General features: G+C 61.6%; 15 protein-coding genes and 1 pseudogene. 10 read left to right on the forward strand and 6 right to left on the reverse strand.

Going from position 1 to position 16,912, the window contains the following annotated elements:
• Positions 1–49 precede the first annotated feature (49 nt).
• A pseudogene (locus CD351_RS14820) lies at positions 50–747 on the forward strand (IS5 family transposase); the annotation flags it as partial.
• A gap of 78 nt (positions 748–825) precedes the next feature.
• Here CD351_RS14820 and CD351_RS16000 read toward each other — a convergent pair.
• Positions 826–1,431, reverse strand: a complete 606-nt coding sequence (locus tag CD351_RS16000) for a DUF188 domain-containing protein (protein WP_234027157.1) — start codon at positions 1,429–1,431, stop codon at positions 826–828.
• 284 nt (positions 1,432–1,715) lie between these two features.
• On the opposite strand from CD351_RS16000, the gene CD351_RS14835 reads away from it, so the two are divergent.
• The 3 genes from CD351_RS14835 to CD351_RS14845 all read left to right on the forward strand — a co-directional run bounded on the left by CD351_RS14835 (position 1,716) and on the right by CD351_RS14845 (position 2,795).
• On the forward strand, positions 1,716–1,931 hold the full coding sequence (locus tag CD351_RS14835) for a cold-shock protein (protein WP_007165167.1): 216 nt from the start codon (positions 1,716–1,718) through the stop codon (positions 1,929–1,931).
• 85 nt (positions 1,932–2,016) lie between these two features.
• Positions 2,017–2,232 (forward strand): hypothetical protein, encoded by a 216-nt coding sequence (locus CD351_RS14840; RefSeq protein ID WP_111993353.1) that lies wholly within the window; start codon positions 2,017–2,019, stop codon positions 2,230–2,232.
• A 62-nt stretch (positions 2,233–2,294) separates the two neighbouring features.
• A complete protein-coding gene (locus CD351_RS14845; RefSeq protein WP_162627765.1) occupies positions 2,295–2,795 on the forward strand; it encodes a RidA family protein in 501 nt (166 codons plus the stop codon).
• A gap of 324 nt (positions 2,796–3,119) precedes the next feature.
• On the opposite strand, the gene CD351_RS15810 is transcribed toward CD351_RS14845, so the two are convergent.
• Positions 3,120–3,569 (reverse strand): hypothetical protein, encoded by a 450-nt coding sequence (locus CD351_RS15810; RefSeq protein WP_162627766.1) that lies wholly within the window; start codon positions 3,567–3,569, stop codon positions 3,120–3,122.
• Positions 3,570–3,694: 125 nt separating this feature from the next.
• Here CD351_RS15810 and CD351_RS14855 point away from each other — a divergent pair, with 125 nt between their 5' ends.
• Positions 3,695–4,498 carry a hypothetical protein gene (locus CD351_RS14855; protein WP_162627767.1) on the forward strand — a complete coding sequence of 268 codons (804 nt, stop codon included), beginning with the start codon at positions 3,695–3,697 and terminating at the stop codon, positions 4,496–4,498.
• A gap of 878 nt (positions 4,499–5,376) precedes the next feature.
• Positions 5,377–6,951, forward strand: a complete 1,575-nt coding sequence (locus tag CD351_RS14865) for a YadA-like family protein (RefSeq protein ID WP_162627768.1) — start codon at positions 5,377–5,379, stop codon at positions 6,949–6,951.
• Between the two features lie 36 nt (positions 6,952–6,987).
• On the opposite strand, the gene CD351_RS14870 is transcribed toward CD351_RS14865, so the two are convergent.
• Genes CD351_RS14870 through CD351_RS14880 form a run of 3 tightly spaced genes read right to left on the reverse strand, consistent with a single transcriptional unit; the run spans position 6,988 to position 10,531 of the window.
• Complete coding sequence (locus CD351_RS14870; RefSeq protein ID WP_111993359.1) at positions 6,988–7,932, reverse strand: MBL fold metallo-hydrolase; 945 nt, start codon at positions 7,930–7,932, stop codon at positions 6,988–6,990.
• Positions 7,929–9,203, reverse strand: a complete 1,275-nt coding sequence (locus CD351_RS14875; protein ID WP_111993360.1) for a S41 family peptidase — start codon at positions 9,201–9,203, stop codon at positions 7,929–7,931. The genes CD351_RS14870 and CD351_RS14875 overlap by 4 nt, the downstream gene beginning before the upstream one ends.
• On the reverse strand, positions 9,200–10,531 hold the full coding sequence (locus tag CD351_RS14880; RefSeq protein WP_111993361.1) for an amidohydrolase family protein: 1,332 nt from the start codon (positions 10,529–10,531) through the stop codon (positions 9,200–9,202). The genes CD351_RS14875 and CD351_RS14880 overlap by 4 nt, the downstream gene beginning before the upstream one ends.
• On the opposite strand from CD351_RS14880, the gene CD351_RS16040 reads away from it, so the two are divergent.
• Both CD351_RS16040 and CD351_RS14885 read left to right on the forward strand, forming a co-directional pair.
• Complete coding sequence (locus CD351_RS16040) at positions 10,530–10,664, forward strand: hypothetical protein (protein WP_255413019.1); 135 nt, start codon at positions 10,530–10,532, stop codon at positions 10,662–10,664. The two genes, CD351_RS14880 and CD351_RS16040, sit on opposite strands and share 2 nt — an antisense overlap.
• Before the next feature lie 31 nt (positions 10,665–10,695).
• Positions 10,696–12,768 carry a S9 family peptidase gene (locus tag CD351_RS14885; protein ID WP_111993362.1) on the forward strand — a complete coding sequence of 691 codons (2,073 nt, stop codon included), beginning with the start codon at positions 10,696–10,698 and terminating at the stop codon, positions 12,766–12,768.
• A gap of 95 nt (positions 12,769–12,863) precedes the next feature.
• Here CD351_RS14885 and CD351_RS14890 read toward each other — a convergent pair whose 3' ends face one another.
• A complete protein-coding gene (locus CD351_RS14890; RefSeq protein WP_234027158.1) occupies positions 12,864–13,862 on the reverse strand; it encodes a MipA/OmpV family protein in 999 nt (332 codons plus the stop codon).
• 181 nt (positions 13,863–14,043) lie between these two features.
• On the opposite strand from CD351_RS14890, the gene crtY reads away from it, so the two are divergent.
• Both crtY and CD351_RS14900 read left to right on the forward strand, forming a co-directional pair.
• Positions 14,044–15,321, forward strand: a complete 1,278-nt coding sequence (gene crtY, locus CD351_RS14895) for a lycopene beta-cyclase CrtY (RefSeq protein WP_111993364.1) — start codon at positions 14,044–14,046, stop codon at positions 15,319–15,321.
• 74 nt (positions 15,322–15,395) lie between these two features.
• On the forward strand, positions 15,396–16,907 hold the full coding sequence (locus CD351_RS14900) for a phytoene desaturase (protein ID WP_111993788.1): 1,512 nt from the start codon (positions 15,396–15,398) through the stop codon (positions 16,905–16,907).
• The last annotated feature ends 5 nt before the right edge of the window (positions 16,908–16,912 follow it).

The raw sequence follows: 16,912 nt of genomic DNA on the forward strand, positions 1-16,912 counted from the left end.
TGGTGCTGTTGAGTGATTGGTGATTCAAGGCTGTTGGAAGGAGCCTTGGATGAGCAAGCATCTTTACTGGTTGGACGATCAGTCGTGGGCGGCGATTGAGCCTTTGCTGCCCCGTGGTCGGCGCGGTGCACGGCGGGTTGATGATCGGCGCGTGATCTCGGGGATCATGCACATGCTCAAGACGGGTGCCCGGTGGCGCGATTGCCCTTCTGAGTATGGTCCCTACACGACGGTCTACAACCGCTTCAACCGGTGGAGCCGACAGGGCGTGTGGCAAGACATCTTCTATGCTCTGACCGGATCGAGCGGGGTGATCGGCGGGGTCACCGCCTCGGTGGACTCGATGCACATCAAGGCGCATCGCTCGGCAGCGGGCGCAAAAGGGGGGCCTTCCATCACTGTATCGGGCGCTCGCGCGGCGGTCGTACCACCAAGGTTCACGCCCTGACCGATGAGCGGGGACGGCCCCTCGCTCTGGTCCTGACCCCCGGCAACACGCATGATCTGACAGGCGCGCGCGATCTGCTGGCCATCACCGGTGCGCCCCGCCGCCTGCTGGCCGATCGCGCCTATGACGCGCGGTCCCTGCGCGACTGGCTTGCCGAGCACGGCTGCGAACCAGTCATCCCGCCCAACCCGACCCGCAAACACCCGCACACATACGACGCTCTCGCCTACAAGCAGCGCAACGGGATCGAACGCTTCTTCTGCCGCCTGAAAGACTTCCGACGCATCCACACCCGCTACGACAAGCGCGCAGACATCTTCCTCTCTGCAATACTCATCGTCGCCGCCATCATCTGGTGGGCTAATTGAGTCCCGACCCTAACCCCGCCCCATCCCCACCAGCACGCGATCCAGCGCCTGCAGGAACCGCGAGCGATCCGCCTTGCTGAACGGCGCAGGGCCACCACCGACCCCGTCCATCCCGGCGCGCAGGTCTTCCATGATTGCACGGGTGGCAATCGCGTTACCGATGCTGGCGGCGTCGAATTCTCGCCCGTCGTGTTTCAGCACGCGCGCGCCTGCTTTGAGGCAGCGTTCGGCCAGCAGGATGTCGGCGGTGATCACCACGCTGCGCTCGTCGGCATGCTCCGCGATCCAGTCGTCCGCCGCGTCGTATTTTGGTCCCTCAGGCGCCGGGCGCGGGCCATCCGGCCCGCTTGGCTCCTTGCATAAGCTCGGGCGCGCTTGCAGGTGGCCTTTGGCCAGCTGCGTCTTCGACTTCGCTTCCGCGCTTGTGGGCGGTGGGCCGCCCGAGATGTGCACGGTATAACCATCAGCGACCACGCGCTTCACCCGCTCACTCACCGGCACGCGGAAGGGCGAGTTGCTCACCACGCGGACCTGGGCCTTGAACCTGTCGGCCACGCGGTACACTTCGTCCTTCACCGGGCAGGCGTCGGCATCGACAAGGATGGTGATCGTCATGGGACCACGCGTTAGCGCACGGGCATGCGGGAATCCAGAAACGCAGCCACTCCTCGCGAACAATAATTAGGCGACTGCGCAATTGTGTGCTACATCCTCCCCGCTGACGTCGGAATTTGCGACGGAACTTGAAATTTGCGCTCCGCCGCTTGGTCGCCCTTCCAACGGGATGCACCCCCGGCGTTAACCGGACGACGACTTCCTTTCATCTGAACGAATTGACGCACAACCTTGCCGCATTCCGTGGTGAGGCAACACCCACGTTCTTGAAAGGAACGATTATTATGTCCAGCAAAACTGGCTCCGTGAAATTCTTCAACGCCGACAAGGGTTATGGCTTCATCCAGCCCGACGATGGCTCGGCTGACAGCTTCGTACACATCAGCGCCGTGCAGGCCGCAGGCATGCAGACGCTCGATAAGGAGCAGCGCCTCAACTACGAAGTCGAAACCGGCCGTAACGGCAAGGAAAGCGCCGTAAACCTCTCGGCCGCAGACTGACGGACAAGCGCAGCGCGGAACATCATGGTCCGCGCTGCGTTTTATCCATTCAGCACTTTTCCGGCAGACCGAAAGGCAGATCACCATGGCGCAGACTTACGAATTCTATCTCGAACGCGCGGCGCAATCTGCTCTGGCTGCGGACGAAGCGGTGCTCGAAAATGTGCGGATGCGCGAGCTGCGCTCCGAAAAGAACTGGCTCGCCCTTGCCGAGCGTACCCGCGAAGGCAAGATTGCCCGCGAAAAGGCAGACGCCATGCGCGCGGCCAAGCGCGAAGCAGAGCTTGGCCTGACCAACTGACAGTTTTTGCGGCGCGCCTTGATTGAGCGTGTATGATGTCCCCTCGAAAGAGAGGACCATCCATGCACAGATCAGCCACCCGTTTCGCCGCCACTATCCTCGCAAGCGCCGCTTGCACCGGCCCCGCGCTCGCCGATGCGCATGTCGAGGCTGGCAGCGAGCAGGCCAGCGCGGACAAGCGCACCATCATGCCCGAAGACCCGGGCGCGCGCGGCTTCATGGAACAATTCGGCTTTTCCGAAGCGGTGATCCACGGCGACACCGTCTACCTTTCCGGCGTGATCCTCGGCCCTGCGCAAGAGGGCGAGACGCAGGAAGAGGCGTTCGACCGCACGTTCCAATATATCGGCAGCATCCTGGAGCGCGCCGGGTCGAGCTGGGACGACGTGCTCGACATCACCACCTACCATGTAGACATAGACGCCTCGATGCCCGCGCTCGCCGCGGTGAAGAACCGCTATGTTAAAGCGCCGTTTCCTGCGTGGACCGCGATTGATGTGGACCGGCTGTACACGCCCGACGGGGTGGTGGAGATCAAGATTACGGCTCGGGTTGGTGAATGACCGTTCTAATCGAAGCTTTTAGAAGCATTTGCCCTAGACTATAGCCAGTTTGGGCGCATCTTATTTTTCAGATCAGATTAAAATATTTTTTTTGGGCTACCACCAGATCAATTGCAGACGTCATCATAAGCCAGGCCATTCTTACTTTTTATGTGTCGCTATATGGATCATAAGGTAATATGATTGCATGAATGCCAGATAATACGACATAACATTCGGCAACGATAGCGACACCATTACATAAGTTGAGCTTATAGACCGAAATTGCGTTCGCCGCTTAATAAGCTCTTCATTTATGAGAAGTCTGTTACCTCATAAATACATTTAGCGGCTCGCGACAACTCTAATCTTCTCATGATCTGATGAACATTCCTCGTCCGTTATTGATATCACCTCAAAAACACTTGGATTTGAGTCAAACCCACATTGATCAATTCTCCTTTGAGATTCTTCCGAAATCCGTTTGAGTATTTTTCTTGAAAACACCTCCCTTGCCTCTTCGTATCTTGGCGTAGCAGAGCGATCGGCCCAACGCGCCGGAGTAGAACGAGCAACACCCGTAATTTCAGCAATCTCGGCCGCAGAAATTCCGATATCCAACGCCCATTGGACAATTCCAGCAAAAACTTCTTGATCACCCAATGGCTTTTGGTCAGCTAGTGAAATAGTTTTCAATGCTAAGCCAGCTTGAATACCTCTATATACTTTAAGCAATTTCGCGAATTCTGCATCAGCTAGGTTAGATGAGAGAGATTTCGATATACAAAGTTCCATGGTGGGAATCCTTTCGAATCATATGAGTCAACAAAATTATTTCGTGCTTATGTCGCGGTAAGGATTAATGTTGCATTTTGCAACATATAAGATATGTGCTACATTGTAGCTTTATGGAGGGGTGCATGGCGCTCGAGATGGTTGACAAAGGCGCAGTGCGCATCCGAAGAATGCGGCAATCCGATATCGGTGACGTCGCGGCACTGATCCAATCTATCATACAACGGGACCAGGATAATGGGAGGCCGCCACGCCTCGGGCCATTGGATGAAGACACTGTTGAGCGCTCTTTGATCGAGTATGTGGGGCAGTCCGTTGTCCTAGAAAGCGCAGAGAGGCCTCGCATTCTAGCCTGTGCCCTAATCCTGTTGTTTGAAGACTTAGAGGAGGAAGGGGTCACTTACCCCCCCGGACTCGCTGAAGCAGCGAAGCTGACTCTCGACCCGGAGCTATATGGAACCGAAGTTGCGAATCTGATGCACTCGATTCGGATTGTTAGCCAAGCGCTATCTGAAAGGCTTGGAGGCCAAACGCTTGACTTGGTTTACAATGTTCTGAGCCAGAATGCTGGCCAGTTAAAGCATGTTGAAGCGCTGGGCTTAAGAATTCGAGCCCCTCGAGGCTACCTGAAGGCTGTCTTGGAAGCACGAGAAGCCAATCTCAATCTTTCAGGACAAAAGATACTGACCTTCGATGTCTCTGATGAAGCGATCGGCATTGCTTTAACGAGTATCTTCGACCTTGTTGGTAGCGGCTCATTCTCTAGAAGACTTATGGGTGCCTCAAGCCCACAAATCGAAGGATGGGCTGTGCAATTGGATCATCCATTTTTCGGTGACGAATTACCGATCCTGAAATGTCTTGCAGATGAGATCGGCCTCCAGACACCTCGATGGATGGCCACTGCGTCAGGGTCGATGATCACCTAGAGAATCTCTAATCTGAGGTGGCGAAGCCTCCCTTTCCTACACCGCCCAAATCTGCCTTAACCTCGCAGATGGCACCCTCCCCGACCCCTCCCCGCTCGCCCTCTCTCCAATCCGACAACACCCGCTGGACCGGCGCTAAAGCCGCCGCGTTTCTCAAGGCGCTGGCTCGCATGGGTAAGGTTGCGCCTGCGGCTCGTTCGGTGGGGATGAGTCGGCAGGCGGCTTATCGGTTGCGGGCGCGGGCGCCTCGGTTTGCTCGGCTTTGGGACATGGCGCTTGATAACGCCCGGCGCGAGGCGGCGGGGCGGCGTGCGGGGCGCTCTGCCACTCATCCCCTGCTGGCTCGCGAACCCGAAGCGCATGGTTGGGCGGATGGTTCGGCACAGGCTTTTGCGGCAAATACGCTACGGTGACACTTTGCGCGGGTAAGGTGACACTCTCGCGCGCCAGGGTGACGCTTTTGCGCGCAGGGTTACGCTTTGGCGCTCAAGGTGACACTTCGGGGTGTTTTTGCCCTGGACCGTGTAACATGCGGTCCACTTCTCGAACAAAGCACTGGAATCGCTCGGCTTGTAGGAAAGGCGGCTGGCGGCGCTCTGCCCGGTGCTGCGACGGGCGCGGCTGCTGCGCGGGCGAGAGGTGGTCGCCATGCGCGTGGCTGACGGTGTCGTCGGGGACCTCAGAACACGCAGCAAGCGCCATGATGGCGGCAAAAGGATGAGCGGAAAGGAGCAGGCGGAAGGCGCGCATGAACAGGCCCTTCGCGACAGGGCTGCGGCGAAAGGGAAGCCGGGTACAGCGGGCGCGGGTGCCAGATGCCTCGAAAGTGGAGCCAGTTGCGCGGGCGGGAGGGGCGCTCAAATGGCAGGTTGGCGCGCATGGCCCATCACCGCAACTCTCATCGCAGCCTTGGCCTCGCGCTTGGAGCGCTGGTCGTCGGCATCGCCACTCACTCCCTCGCACACGCCGATGCGACCGCTTCGTGCAATGTCGCGAGGGGGCCGGACTTCGTCCTTGTCACGCAAGATGACAGCCTCGAATGCGGGGAGAACTCGGCGGCGGGCGGCGCCAATGCGACGGCGGTCGGCAACGATGCGGATGCCAGCGGCGACCTCAGCCTCGCCGTGGGCGACAGCGCCAGCGCCATGGGGGATCGCGGCACGGCGGTGGGGCAATTCGCGCAAGCGGGCAGCGCCAGCACCGACGCAAGCGCGAGCGCGTTCGGCCAGTCGGCTCAGGCCACAGCCAGCGGCGCGACCGCTCTGGGTGCAGGATCGGATGCGACGGCGAGCAATGCAATCGCCATCGGCATCCTCTCGGTCGCTGGCGGGGCCGATACGATTGCCGCAGGCCGGCTCGCACAGGCCAGCGTCGCAGATGCGATCGCCATCGGCAGAGCCTCGAATGCATCGGGTACGGGGTCGGTCGCGATGGGATCGGGAGCCAGCGTGAGCGCCGCGAGAGCGATCGCCATCGGAGACCTCGCCACGGCGCAAGGTACAGCCGGCGTCGCGCTGGGCTCGGGCGCGCTGGCGCAGGGGCTCAACACGACTGCCATCGGAACGGGCGCGCAGGCGATCCGCGACGAAGCGCTTGCCATCGGAACAGGCGCGGTGGCGTTCGACTTCAACAACGTGGCAATCGGGACAGGCGCGCAATCGACCGCGCTCAACTCGACCGCTTTCGGCAACAGGGCGCGGGCGACGGGGACAAGCTCTGGCGCATTCGGGCAGGAGGCGCTGGCGACCGGAACGTTCTCGACCACCACGGGCACGGCCTCGGTCGCGGCCGGGCTTTCGAGCGCGGCTTACGGTGTGCTCGCCAGTGCGGTTGGCGATCAGGCGACGGCTATCGGCGCCAACGCCTCGGCCAGTGCGGCGCGGGCGACTGCGATCGGGCAAGGCGCGGTGGCGGCCAATACGGGCTCTACCGCCCTCGGTCAGGGAGCGGTGACGACGGCGGACAATCAGGTCGTGCTTGGCGGGCTGGGCACCTCGGTCAAGCTGGGCGACATCGCTGCCAGCACCGCCGCGCAGGTCGGGCCGGTCGACGTGGTGACGGTCGATGCGAACGGAACGCTGGGGCGCGAGGCAGTGGTAAGCCCGCTGGCGGTCGAGAATGTGCGGGTGGCGGTGAACTCGCTCGCCATGGTCTCCGACCGCCAGTTCGACGCGCTGACCACGCGGGTCGCAGGCCTCGAATTCGCTCTGGAGGATCTGGACGAACGCACCAGCGGCGGCATAGCGGCGGCGATGGCGATGGGCGGCGCAATGGTTGTGCCCGGATCGGCGATCTCGCTCAGCGCCAACGTGTCGACCTATGAGGGCGAGCAGGGCTTCTCGGGCGCGGTGTCGGCGAGGCTTGGGGAAAGGGTCTACGTCTCAGCCGCGATCGCCGGATCAAGTGCGCCGGACAGCACCGGAGGCAGGGTCGGCGTCGCTTTCGGCTTCTGAGGTGAAGTGTGTGTGGGGCGGCACTTGCGCCTCGCCCTACCCGCCTTCGACCAGGCAGTGACGATCCCCCCGCCGCGCGATGGCAAAGCTCTTGTCGGCAACCATCAGGCTCTGTGCGCTGCCGGGATCGCGGATCGGGTTGGTGTGGTTGTAATGGATGAAGTGCACCTTCGCGCGCTCGGCCTCAGGGAGATGCGAGAGCCGCTTCATCGTATGCACGACACGCGGGTGAGGGATCGCGCTCATATCGCGGCCCGGCAGTTCGTCATCGTCGAAAAAGGTCGCATCGACAAAAGCAAAGTCGACGCGCGAGACAAGCGCTTCGAGGCTGTCGCCGCTCATCTCTTCCCACTCTTCCCAACTGTCGAGGTCGGGGATGAAAACGGCGCTCTTGCCGGGCGTGGTCAGAAGGTAGCCGACCGTCTCGGAGAACTCGTCGCGGTGCGGCATGCGCATCGGCTCGACGGTCAGGGTATCGGAGACCCTCGCGCGCTCACCCTCGACGAGCTCGATAATCTCGATGTTGCCCAATTCGACCAGCTGGCTCCACGGGCCATTGCGCCTGAGGAACTGCGCCATCCGCTCCATCGCAAAAACGCGCTGCCCGTCAGCGCCCGCGCTCTCGACGCCAAATTGCGCAAGGCCAAGATAATGCCCGATGTGAGCGTGAGTGAGGAACACGCCGTCAAGACCCAGACCGCCGGGCGCATCGTCCCTGCCCGGCTCGACCCGGTCGAGCGCGTGGACCTGCTGCGTGATGGCGGGCGTGGCTTCGAACAGGAAGCGCTTCCTCCCATCGCGATCGATCAAACCGAGCGAGGTCGGAAGCAGATGCGGCCCATCGTCGGAAGGGTTGCCGAGTTGCGGCGCTCCCGCATCCTGCCCTGCCCCCAGCACCACCAGTTCAAGATCGCATGAGGGCGGCTCTTTCACAGCCTCTCCGGCCAGCAAAAGCGCGAGCAACGGGCCCATCGTGATCATTCGCTCACCCCGCTCGCAAACCAGTCCAGCGCCACTTCAAGCGCTGCATCCCCGCCGTCCTCGCCCGTGTCGCTGGCCTCCATCACAGTGCCGGGCAGCCAGTCTTCGCGCGGGGTCATGTCGCGCGAGAACAGGCTGTCCCATGCGAAAGCGAAGCTCAGGCAGCGATTGTCGGTGCTGGTGCGGTTCAACGTGCCGAGGAGGTCGGCCAGAGGGGAGCCGATTGTCGTGGCTCCGACGGTACGATCGAAAGCCATCGCCAGCGCCTCGCCAGCGCTTCCTGTCCAGCGCCCGGCAAGGACCACGACCGGACCTGAAAAATGCGATCCGCGAGGGAACACATACTCCGCATATTGGCGCGGCACGCCGAACACGGCGTCTTCATAGGCGTTGCGGTGCACCTGATAGACACTGGCCTCGGTTACGAAGTGGCCAAGGATCGTGCGCGCGACAGTCGTGTTGCCGCCGCCGGGCGTGTCGCGAAGGTCGATGATCAGGCCGCGCGCTTCTGCGACTTCCATCATGGCGCTGTCAAAGGCTTCGACCATCGCATTGTCGCCGAGCGAATCGTGGAACCGAATGCGGGCGACGCCGCCGTGATCGGTTATCTCAAGCCCGCCGTCCGGTCGCTCACCCAGCGCCTGTTGAGCAGGTGCGAGGGTCAGCGTGCGCTCGCCTTCAGGCGTTGCGAAAGTGAGCTTACGCTCATGCCCCAGAAAGCCGGTGGTCACCACGTTGACCGCATATTCGACCTGCCCAGCGTCCGGGTCGGCTTCGACAGGCGCAAGCGCCGCTTTCGCCCGCGCTTCTATCGCCTCGCCGTCCATGCTGATGAGCTGCCAGCCCGGGCGCACGCCAAGAGCGGCAGCATCGCTGCCCTGCTTCACATCTGCGACGATCCATCTGTCGCCCGACCGGATCGTCCAGAAATCCGACGAGGACGGGATCCATGCACGCTCAGGGGAGGATACGGGGCGCACGTGAAAGTGCCCGTCGCGAAAGGCATAGCCGAGCGTTTCGGCAATCCGCGCCAATTCGCCGACGGTCTGGGCCTTTCGCGCGCTTGCCCCTGCTTTTGACAGCAGCGCATCGACATCGGGAACCCGGCCAAGATAGGCGTAGTTCTCGCGCAGGATGACCTCAACCTCGTCCCACGCCTCCGGTGTCTGCGCCCACGCATCGCAATCCTTCGCGTCCGACGCTGTCGCCGGAACGGGCCAAGCCGCAACCGCAAGACTTGCGGCAACCGCCGCTCGCCAGTTCAGCTTCACTCGATCACGCGCCCGCGCACCATGACCCAGTCGACCTGTTCGAGCACGGTCGCATCGCTGATAGGATTGCCATCAACCGCGATGATGTCAGCCGAATAGCCCGGCATCAGCCGACCGATCTGGTCGCTCATCCCGAGGATGTCGGCAGCGACAGTCGTAGCGCTGGCAAGCGCATCGCGGCTCGACATGCCGCCGCGGATCATCAGGCGAAACTCGCCTGCGTTAAGTCCGTGGGGGAAGACGCCCGCATCGGTGCCGAACGCAATACGCACGCCGTTTGCACGGGCACGTTCGACAATGGTGTCAGCGACCTTTGCAACTTCTCGGATCTTGGCTTCGACCACGGGCGTGTAGAAGCCCTTGCCAAGGTTCTGGCGAATGCCCTCGAATGCCATGAGAGTGGGCACCAGCGTCGTGCCGCTTTCATTCATCGCCCGTGCGGCCGCGTCGTCGATGTAAGTGCCGTGCTCAATCGTATGCACCCCGGCGCGCGCCGCAGCCTCGATCCCGCGCGCACCGTGAGCGTGCGCTGCGACCTTGAGGCCAAGGCTTTCGGCGGTGTCGACGATCGCCTTCATTTCGTCATCGGAGAAATGCGCTTCGAGCCCGCGGCCCTGCTGCGAGAGGACGCCGCCGGTTGCGGTGATCTTGATAAGGTCAGCGCCATATTGCGAGGCGAGCCGCACCTTGGACGCGCACTCCACCGGGCCGGTACAGGTGAAGCCTGAATCGAGCGCGTCGTTCACATGCTCGACGAAACCGTTGGTGTCGCCATGCCCGCCGATGATGGAGATCGTGCGCGCGCTGGTCACAACGCGCGGTCCCGGAGCAAGCCCTTCGGCGGTCGCGCGGCGTAGCATCTGCGTCACCTGATCCGTTCGCGAACCCAGGTCGCGGACGGTGGTAAAGCCTGCAAGCGCGGTGATACGCGCGTTCTTCGCAGCGATCAGGGTGAAGTATTCAGGCGGGGTGGTCGCCGCACGCCAAAACTCGCCCGAAGGATCGCCGGACAAATGCGTGTGCAGGTCGATAAGGCCGGGCAGGACCGTCTTGTCGGACAGGTCGATATAATCCCACACCCACTCGCCGGCCTCATTGGTCGCAGCCGCTTCATAACCGCGCGCCTGATCGCTGTCGGCGGCGACGATATCGTGGATGCGGCCATCCTTGACGATGATGTAGCTGGGCCCGGATGGCTCGTTCGCTGCATCGGTGATCACGCTGCCCGCGTCGATCAGCGTCTCGGCGAAGGCTGGCGCTCCGGCCAGCGCCGCCAATCCTGCGGCAGTTCCAACAAGCGCGAACCGAATGGTCTTGAGCAGTCCCATGTCTTTCTCCCTGCTTCTCCTGATCCCTCAGGAGCAGGTGATGCCGGTGTCCAGCGGCCCTGACAACCCCTACCCGTTAAGCGCGCTCGACATTTGCGATTCATCCGGTGGTCGCTATGACGGCACGCATTGACTAAAATTTGAGAGGACTGAACGACAAACCTATGAACCGACTGACCGTTGTTACCGCCGCGCTGTTCGCGACCGCTTCGCTGACCGCCACCGCACATGCCCGCCCGATGACCCCCGAAGACGTTGCTAAGATCGAAAGCGTTGGCGCCATCGCCATTTCGCCCGACGGTATGCGCATCGCCTACACCACCGGCAGCCTGCCTGACGTCACCGAAGGCGAGGACAATGGCGGCATCAAATCGCAGCTCAGCATTGCGACCGGCCCGGACATTGCGCGCCAGTTCCTGCCAGAGGATGTGTCGCCGGGCGATGTTGCCTTCTCGCCCGATGGCCGGATGCTGACCTTCACCTGGTCCAAGGACGACGAGGACGCAGCGGTATGGGGCATTCCCGTTGACGGCGGTACCTACATGAAGCTCGCTGCGATCGAGGATTCGGGCGTTCGCGATTACCGTTTCAGCCCCGATGGCCGCACGATCTACATGATGGTCGGCCCGGCCAAGGACGAACAGCGCGAGGCGCAAGCCAAGGGCGGCTTCACGAGCAAGGTCTATGAGGAAGAATTCCGCCCGGCTCGCATGTTCGCCGCCAACGTGATGATGAACGGCGAGATTGACGACGAGCCGCGCGAAATCGCTTTGCCCGGTTATGTCTCGGCATTCGACATCGCGCCTGACGGATCGTTCGGCATCATTGAGACAACGCCGACCCCGCTGGTCGACGACAGCTACACCTCCAAACGGGTCAACGTCATCGACCTTGCCAGCGGCGATGTGCGCGCCGTGGTCGAAACGCCGGGCAAGCTGGGTGATGTCGAGATTTCGCCTGATGGTTCGCAGCTTTCGCTGATCGCGGGCATCGATATGAACGATCCGGCTGCGACCACGCTTCACCTTGTTGACACAGCGACGGGCGATTACCGGGCCATCAATGCGGGTGAGCCGCTTGCCACCGTCGATGCAGAATGGATGTCCGACGGGCGCCTGATGACGGTTGTGCATCGCGGTGTTCAGTCCGAGGTGCACGTGCACAATGCCGATGGCACCCTCGCCGAAGTCATTGATCCGGGCGAGCTGATCCTCACCGGCGTCGAAGCGGCAGGCGACCGGGTCGCCTTTACCGCCAGCGCTCCGCAGCATCCGACCGAGCTTTTCGTCTGGAACAACGGCGCTTTCGAACGCTGGACGCAGCATAATGAGTGGCTGTCGGACATCACCTTCGGCGAACAGCGCGCCTACACCTTCACCGCAACCGACGGTCAGGAAGTCGAAGGCGTGCTGATCCTGCCCGTAGGCGGCGTGGCGGCGGGCGGCGCCCCGACGATCATGAATGTCCATGGCGGGCCGGAAGCGCACGATTCGAACGGTTGGCAGACCGCCTATTCAAAGCCGGGTCATGTGGCAGCGGGTCAGGGCTATGCCGTGTTCCTGCCAAACTATCGCGGCTCGACCGGCTATGGCACCGCGTTTTCAAAACAGCATCAGGGCCGCTACACCGACCCTGAATTCCGTGACATTGTCGATGCGAAGAATGCGCTTGCCGCTGACGGCATCACCGACCCTGATCGCACCGGCATCACCGGCGGATCGTATGGCGGTTATGCAAGCGCCTGGGGTGCGACCTATTATTCCGCTGAGTTCGCAGCGAGCGTCATGTTCGTCGGCATCTCGGACCAGATCAGCAAGTTTGGCACGACCGACATCCCTTACGAGATGTACAACGTGCACAGCCTCGCCTGGCCGTGGGATAACTGGCAGAAGATGCTTGAGGTTTCGCCGATCTACTACACCGAACGGGCCGAAACACCGCTGCTCATCATGCATGGCGAAGAAGACACGCGCGTCGATCCGTCGCAGTCGATGGAGCTTTATCGCTTCATCAAGGTGAGAAAGCCCGACACGCCGCTGCGTCTCGTGTTCTTCCCTGGCGAAGGGCACGGCAACCGGATGGCTTCGCACCGCTATGACTACAACCTTCGGATGATGGAGTGGTTCGACACCTATCTGAAGACCGGCGACCGCGATGCGGAAATGCCGCCTGCGCGCCCGCAACTGGCCGAAGGCGCCAAGGGTGCGAGCGCTGAAGAGGACGACAGCGAGGACTGATCGCCGTCGAAGTCAGATAAAGGAAGGGCCGCCCGGTGAGGCGGCCCTTTCGCATTTTGAGCTCAAGCAAATCGGCCCGGATGGGCGCTCACAAACTAAAACGTATAACCAAGCCCGATGCCGCCGATGAACTGGTTGGCGCTGCCACGCTCTGCGGTGAACGGGGTATCAGCGGCATCGCCCACCATCCGCGTGTAGCCCGCGACGGTGTAGATGTTCAGGCCGCCGTTCAAAGCATTGCCATCGAAGTCGAAGGTGAGGATCGCGATTGAACCGACGCTGTTCAGCCCGCCATCGGCAGTGAACTCGGCAAGCCCCGTCGCTGCCGCATCGGATGGCGTGACGGTGTAGTAATAGTCGGCAAAGTCATCGTCGACGAAGCTTGCATTGACGCTCAATTGCAGGGCGGCGCTGTTCCCGAACGGCCTGAAATAGCTGATACCGGGTTCAAACAGCATGCCGTTATGCGCATCGAGAATATCCCAGCGAACTTGCGCGTTGAGGGTGATGCTGTCGCGCTCTGCGAAGATCCCGGGAAAGCTTACGCCGCCATTGACGCCCACTTCGATTGCCACATCGAGTTCGGTTGCAAGCTCGACCACTTCGTCTTCGATCTGGTTTGCCCGGTCATTGCGAAAACGGAAGGACGGGCCGAACGAAAAGCTTGTCTCGGGCGGCATCAGCGAAGGGCCCTGTGAAAGCAGGTCGAGATTGAAGCCGGGACCGTTCGGGCTGATCCCGACACCGGCCACGCGCCCGACAATCAGCGGCAGCGGGAAAACGATGTAATCGTCCGATCCCGAATAGCTTGGAACAAGCCCTGCCCCGATGCCGACCGTGGCCCATGTTTCGTCGAATACGAATTTGAACGGCGCAACGCCCGATGGCGGGCCGCTCGCCACTGGCCCCTGGGGCGGACGTTCCTCTTGGGGCACGCTCTCAGCGCTTTCTGATGCGGTGTCTTCTGGCTCGCTGGCAGCATCGGCAAGGTCGAAGCCGGTTAGATCATCGCCAGTTTCGGCCGCTACAGGGGCCGCAAAGAGGGCCGAGAGCGCGAGAACGGGTACAGCGAGCATTCGGGGATTGGGGTACAAGGGTGTCTCCAGTCGGGGATAGGGTGTAGAGTGCGCTCGAGAATTGATGCACACAATGCACTTAGAGGCGAGCGGTTCCGGTTGCATGACACCCCGAGCACACCGTGCGCAAGGCCTGCCGGGATCAAAATCCAGCGCGTCATTGCTCATGCTCTCACCCTCGCCTAGGGCCTTGAAACAGATGAGCGACTCACAATTCGATTGCGTCATTGTTGGCGGAGGCCTTGCTGGCGGTCTGATCGCGCTTGCGCTTCACAAGGCGCGGCCCGAATTTCGTATCGCAGTGGTCGAAGCCGGGCGCACGATCGGCGGCAATCACCGCTGGAGCTGGTTCGACAGCGACCTGTCGGACAAGGGCCGCGAACTGCTCAGCACATTCCGCCAGACCGGCTGGGACGATGGCTACGAAGTCCGGTTTCCCAAGTATCGCCGCAAGCTCAAGACCGCCTATCGCTCCATGGCGTCGGGCGACTTTCACGAAGGTCTTACCCGCGAACTGCCCGATAGCGCGCTTTATCTGGGGCGCAAGGCGGTCGGGCTTGACGCGGGCGGCGTCGATCTGGCGGCGACGGAATATGGCGAGCCGGAGCGGCTGAACGCGCGCAGCGTGATCGATTGTCGCAGCTTCAAGCCAAGCCCGCACCTCAATGGCGGCTGGCAGGTGTTCCTTGGCCGCCACATTCGTTTGAGCGAACCGCACGGGCAGGAACGCCCGATAATCATGGATGCAACGGTCGACCAGCATGCCCCCCATGGCAACGGCTCGGCCTATCGGTTCGTTTATGTTTTGCCGCTGGGCGCGCACGACGTATTCCTCGAAGACACCTACTACGCCGACGATCCGAGGCTCGACCGCAGCGCGTTGTCGGGCCGGATCGATCAGTACGCGCGGGCGCATGGCTGGGACGATGGCGCAATTGTCGGTCACGAGGCAGGCGTACTCCCGGTCCTGACCGGCGGCGACTTTCCTGCGTATCAGGACACGATTCGGATACAAGGCGTGGCGGTTGCAGGGGCGCGTGGCGGCTTTACCCACCCGTTGACCAGCTACACGATGTGCATCGCGGTTGAAAATGCCCTCGCGGTTGCCGAAAACGCCGACCTGCCCGGAGAACAGCTGGCCGCGATGTTCGACTTTCGCGCGCGCAGGCACTGGCGCAAGACCGCGTATTACCGGCTGCTCGCCCGCTTTCTGTTTTTCGCCGCCCGTCCAGACCGGCGGGTCAAGGTTTTCCAGCGCTTCTATCGGCTGCGCGAAGGGTTGATCGAACGCTTTTACGCGGCCCGCTCAAATCCTTTCGACAAGGTCCGCGTCCTGTGGGGCGAACCGCCCGTACCTATCCCAAGCGCGATTACCGCCATGTTCAAACGCGGCGCGCCTCTCAAGACAGATACGCAAACCGAGTTTGAATGCTCTGAGTTTGCACAAAGTGAAATTCCAGCGGAGAATGAGGCATGAACGTCAATTCGACAATCCAGGGCGGGCTTGACCTCAACCCGCCGGTGAACCGCGAAAAGGGCATCAATCCCGCCATGGCCGAAAAGTATGCGGGCAAGCGCGCCTGCGTGATTGGATCGGGCTTTGGCGGAATGGCGCTTGCGATCCGGCTGCAATCTCATGGTATCGAGACAACTGTCGTGGAAGCACGCGACAAGCCCGGTGGCCGCGCTTATTTCTGGGACAAGGAAGGCTTCACCTTCGATGCTGGCCCGACCGTCATCACCGACCCGCCTTGCCTCAAGGAACTGTGGGAATTGACCGGGCACGACATCGCTGAAGATGTCGAGCTGATGAAGGTCATGCCGTTCTATCGCCTCAACTGGCCCGATGGCACCAACTTCGATTATTCGAACGACGAGGAACAGCTCGCCGCCGAAATCGCCAAGCTGAACCCTGACGACGTGGTCGGTTACCAGCGCTTCCTCGAATATTCGGCGGAAGTGTACGAGGAAGGCTATCTCAAGCTTGGCACTGTGCCGTTCCTCGACTTTAAGTCGATGCTGAAAGCCGCGCCTGCCCTCATCAAGAAGCAGGCCTGGCGCAGCGTCTACGACATGGTGTCGAAATACATCAAAAGCGAAAAGCTGCGCGAGGCGTTCAGCTTCCACACGCTTCTGGTCGGCGGCAGCCCGATGAAGACCTCGAGCATCTACGCCCTGATCCACAAGCTTGAGAAAGACGGCGGCGTCTGGTGGGCGCGCGGCGGGACCAACCGCCTGATCGCTGGCATGGTACGCCATTTCGAGCGCCTCGGCGGCACGATGCGCGTCGGCGATCCAGTGGTGCAGGTTCACACGATCGGCACCCGCGCAAGCGAAGTCGAGACCAAGTCGGGGTGGAAGGAACGCTTCGACGCGGTCGCCTCCAACGCCGACATCATGCACTCATACAAGGACTTGCTTTCGGGTTCGGAGCGCGGGCCGAAATACGCAAAGTCGCTGGCGCGCAAGAGCTACAGCCCTTCGCTGTTCGTCGTGCATTTCGGGCTGGAAGGCACGTGGCCGGGCATCCCGCACCACATGATCCTGTTCGGTCCACGCTATCACGGACTTGTCGACGACATCTACAAGCACGGCGTGCTGCCGCAAGATTTCTCGATCTATCTTCACCACCCGACCGTCACCGATCCAAGCATGGCACCGCAGGGCAAGAGCACGTTCTACGCGCTGGTCCCCGTCGCTCACATGGGCAAGCTCGCGGTTGATTGGGATGCGGTTGGTCCGCAGCTTGAAAAGGCGATCCTCGATGAAATCGGGCGCCGCCTGATCCCCGACATCCACGACCGGATCGTCACCAAGTTCAGCTACGCACCCAAGGATTTCAAGCAGGACCTTTCCGCCCACATGGGCAGCGCCTTCAGCCTTGAACCGGTCCTGTGGCAAAGCGCATACTTGCGCGGCCACAACCGCGATGACGTGATCGAGAACTTCTACCTCGTCGGCGCGGGCACGCATCCGGGCGCAGGCATTCCGGGGGTTGTCGGCAGCGCCAAGGCGACAGCGGGTATTGTGCTGGAGGACTTGGCGGCTAAAGCGACCGCATGAGCTCC

Origin of the sequence: Erythrobacter sp. KY5, assembly GCF_003264115.1 — a bacterium.
GTDB lineage: Bacteria > Pseudomonadota > Alphaproteobacteria > Sphingomonadales > Sphingomonadaceae > Erythrobacter.

What these genes read in the sequence shown, in the direction of transcription:
- CD351_RS14870 (WP_111993359.1), bottom strand. Translation starts at nt 7,932, where the DNA reads ATGATCACGATGGGCCCGTTGCTCGCGCTTTTGCTGGCCGGAGAGGCT.
- CD351_RS14845 (WP_162627765.1), top strand. Translation starts at nt 2,295, where the DNA reads ATGCACAGATCAGCCACCCGTTTCGCCGCCACTATCCTCGCAAGCGCC.
- CD351_RS14840 (WP_111993353.1), top strand. Translation starts at nt 2,017, where the DNA reads ATGGCGCAGACTTACGAATTCTATCTCGAACGCGCGGCGCAATCTGCT.
- crtY (WP_111993364.1), top strand. Translation starts at nt 14,044, where the DNA reads ATGAGCGACTCACAATTCGATTGCGTCATTGTTGGCGGAGGCCTTGCT.
- CD351_RS14880 (WP_111993361.1), bottom strand. Translation starts at nt 10,531, where the DNA reads ATGGGACTGCTCAAGACCATTCGGTTCGCGCTTGTTGGAACTGCCGCA.
- CD351_RS14900 (WP_111993788.1), top strand. Translation starts at nt 15,396, where the DNA reads ATGGCCGAAAAGTATGCGGGCAAGCGCGCCTGCGTGATTGGATCGGGC.
- CD351_RS15810 (WP_162627766.1), bottom strand. Translation starts at nt 3,569, where the DNA reads ATGGAACTTTGTATATCGAAATCTCTCTCATCTAACCTAGCTGATGCA.
- CD351_RS16040 (WP_255413019.1), top strand. Translation starts at nt 10,530, where the DNA reads ATGTCTTTCTCCCTGCTTCTCCTGATCCCTCAGGAGCAGGTGATGCCG.
- CD351_RS14885 (WP_111993362.1), top strand. Translation starts at nt 10,696, where the DNA reads ATGAACCGACTGACCGTTGTTACCGCCGCGCTGTTCGCGACCGCTTCG.
- CD351_RS14855 (WP_162627767.1), top strand. Translation starts at nt 3,695, where the DNA reads ATGGCGCTCGAGATGGTTGACAAAGGCGCAGTGCGCATCCGAAGAATG.
- CD351_RS14865 (WP_162627768.1), top strand. Translation starts at nt 5,377, where the DNA reads ATGGCCCATCACCGCAACTCTCATCGCAGCCTTGGCCTCGCGCTTGGA.
- CD351_RS16000 (WP_234027157.1), bottom strand. Translation starts at nt 1,431, where the DNA reads ATGACGATCACCATCCTTGTCGATGCCGACGCCTGCCCGGTGAAGGAC.
- CD351_RS14835 (WP_007165167.1), top strand. Translation starts at nt 1,716, where the DNA reads ATGTCCAGCAAAACTGGCTCCGTGAAATTCTTCAACGCCGACAAGGGT.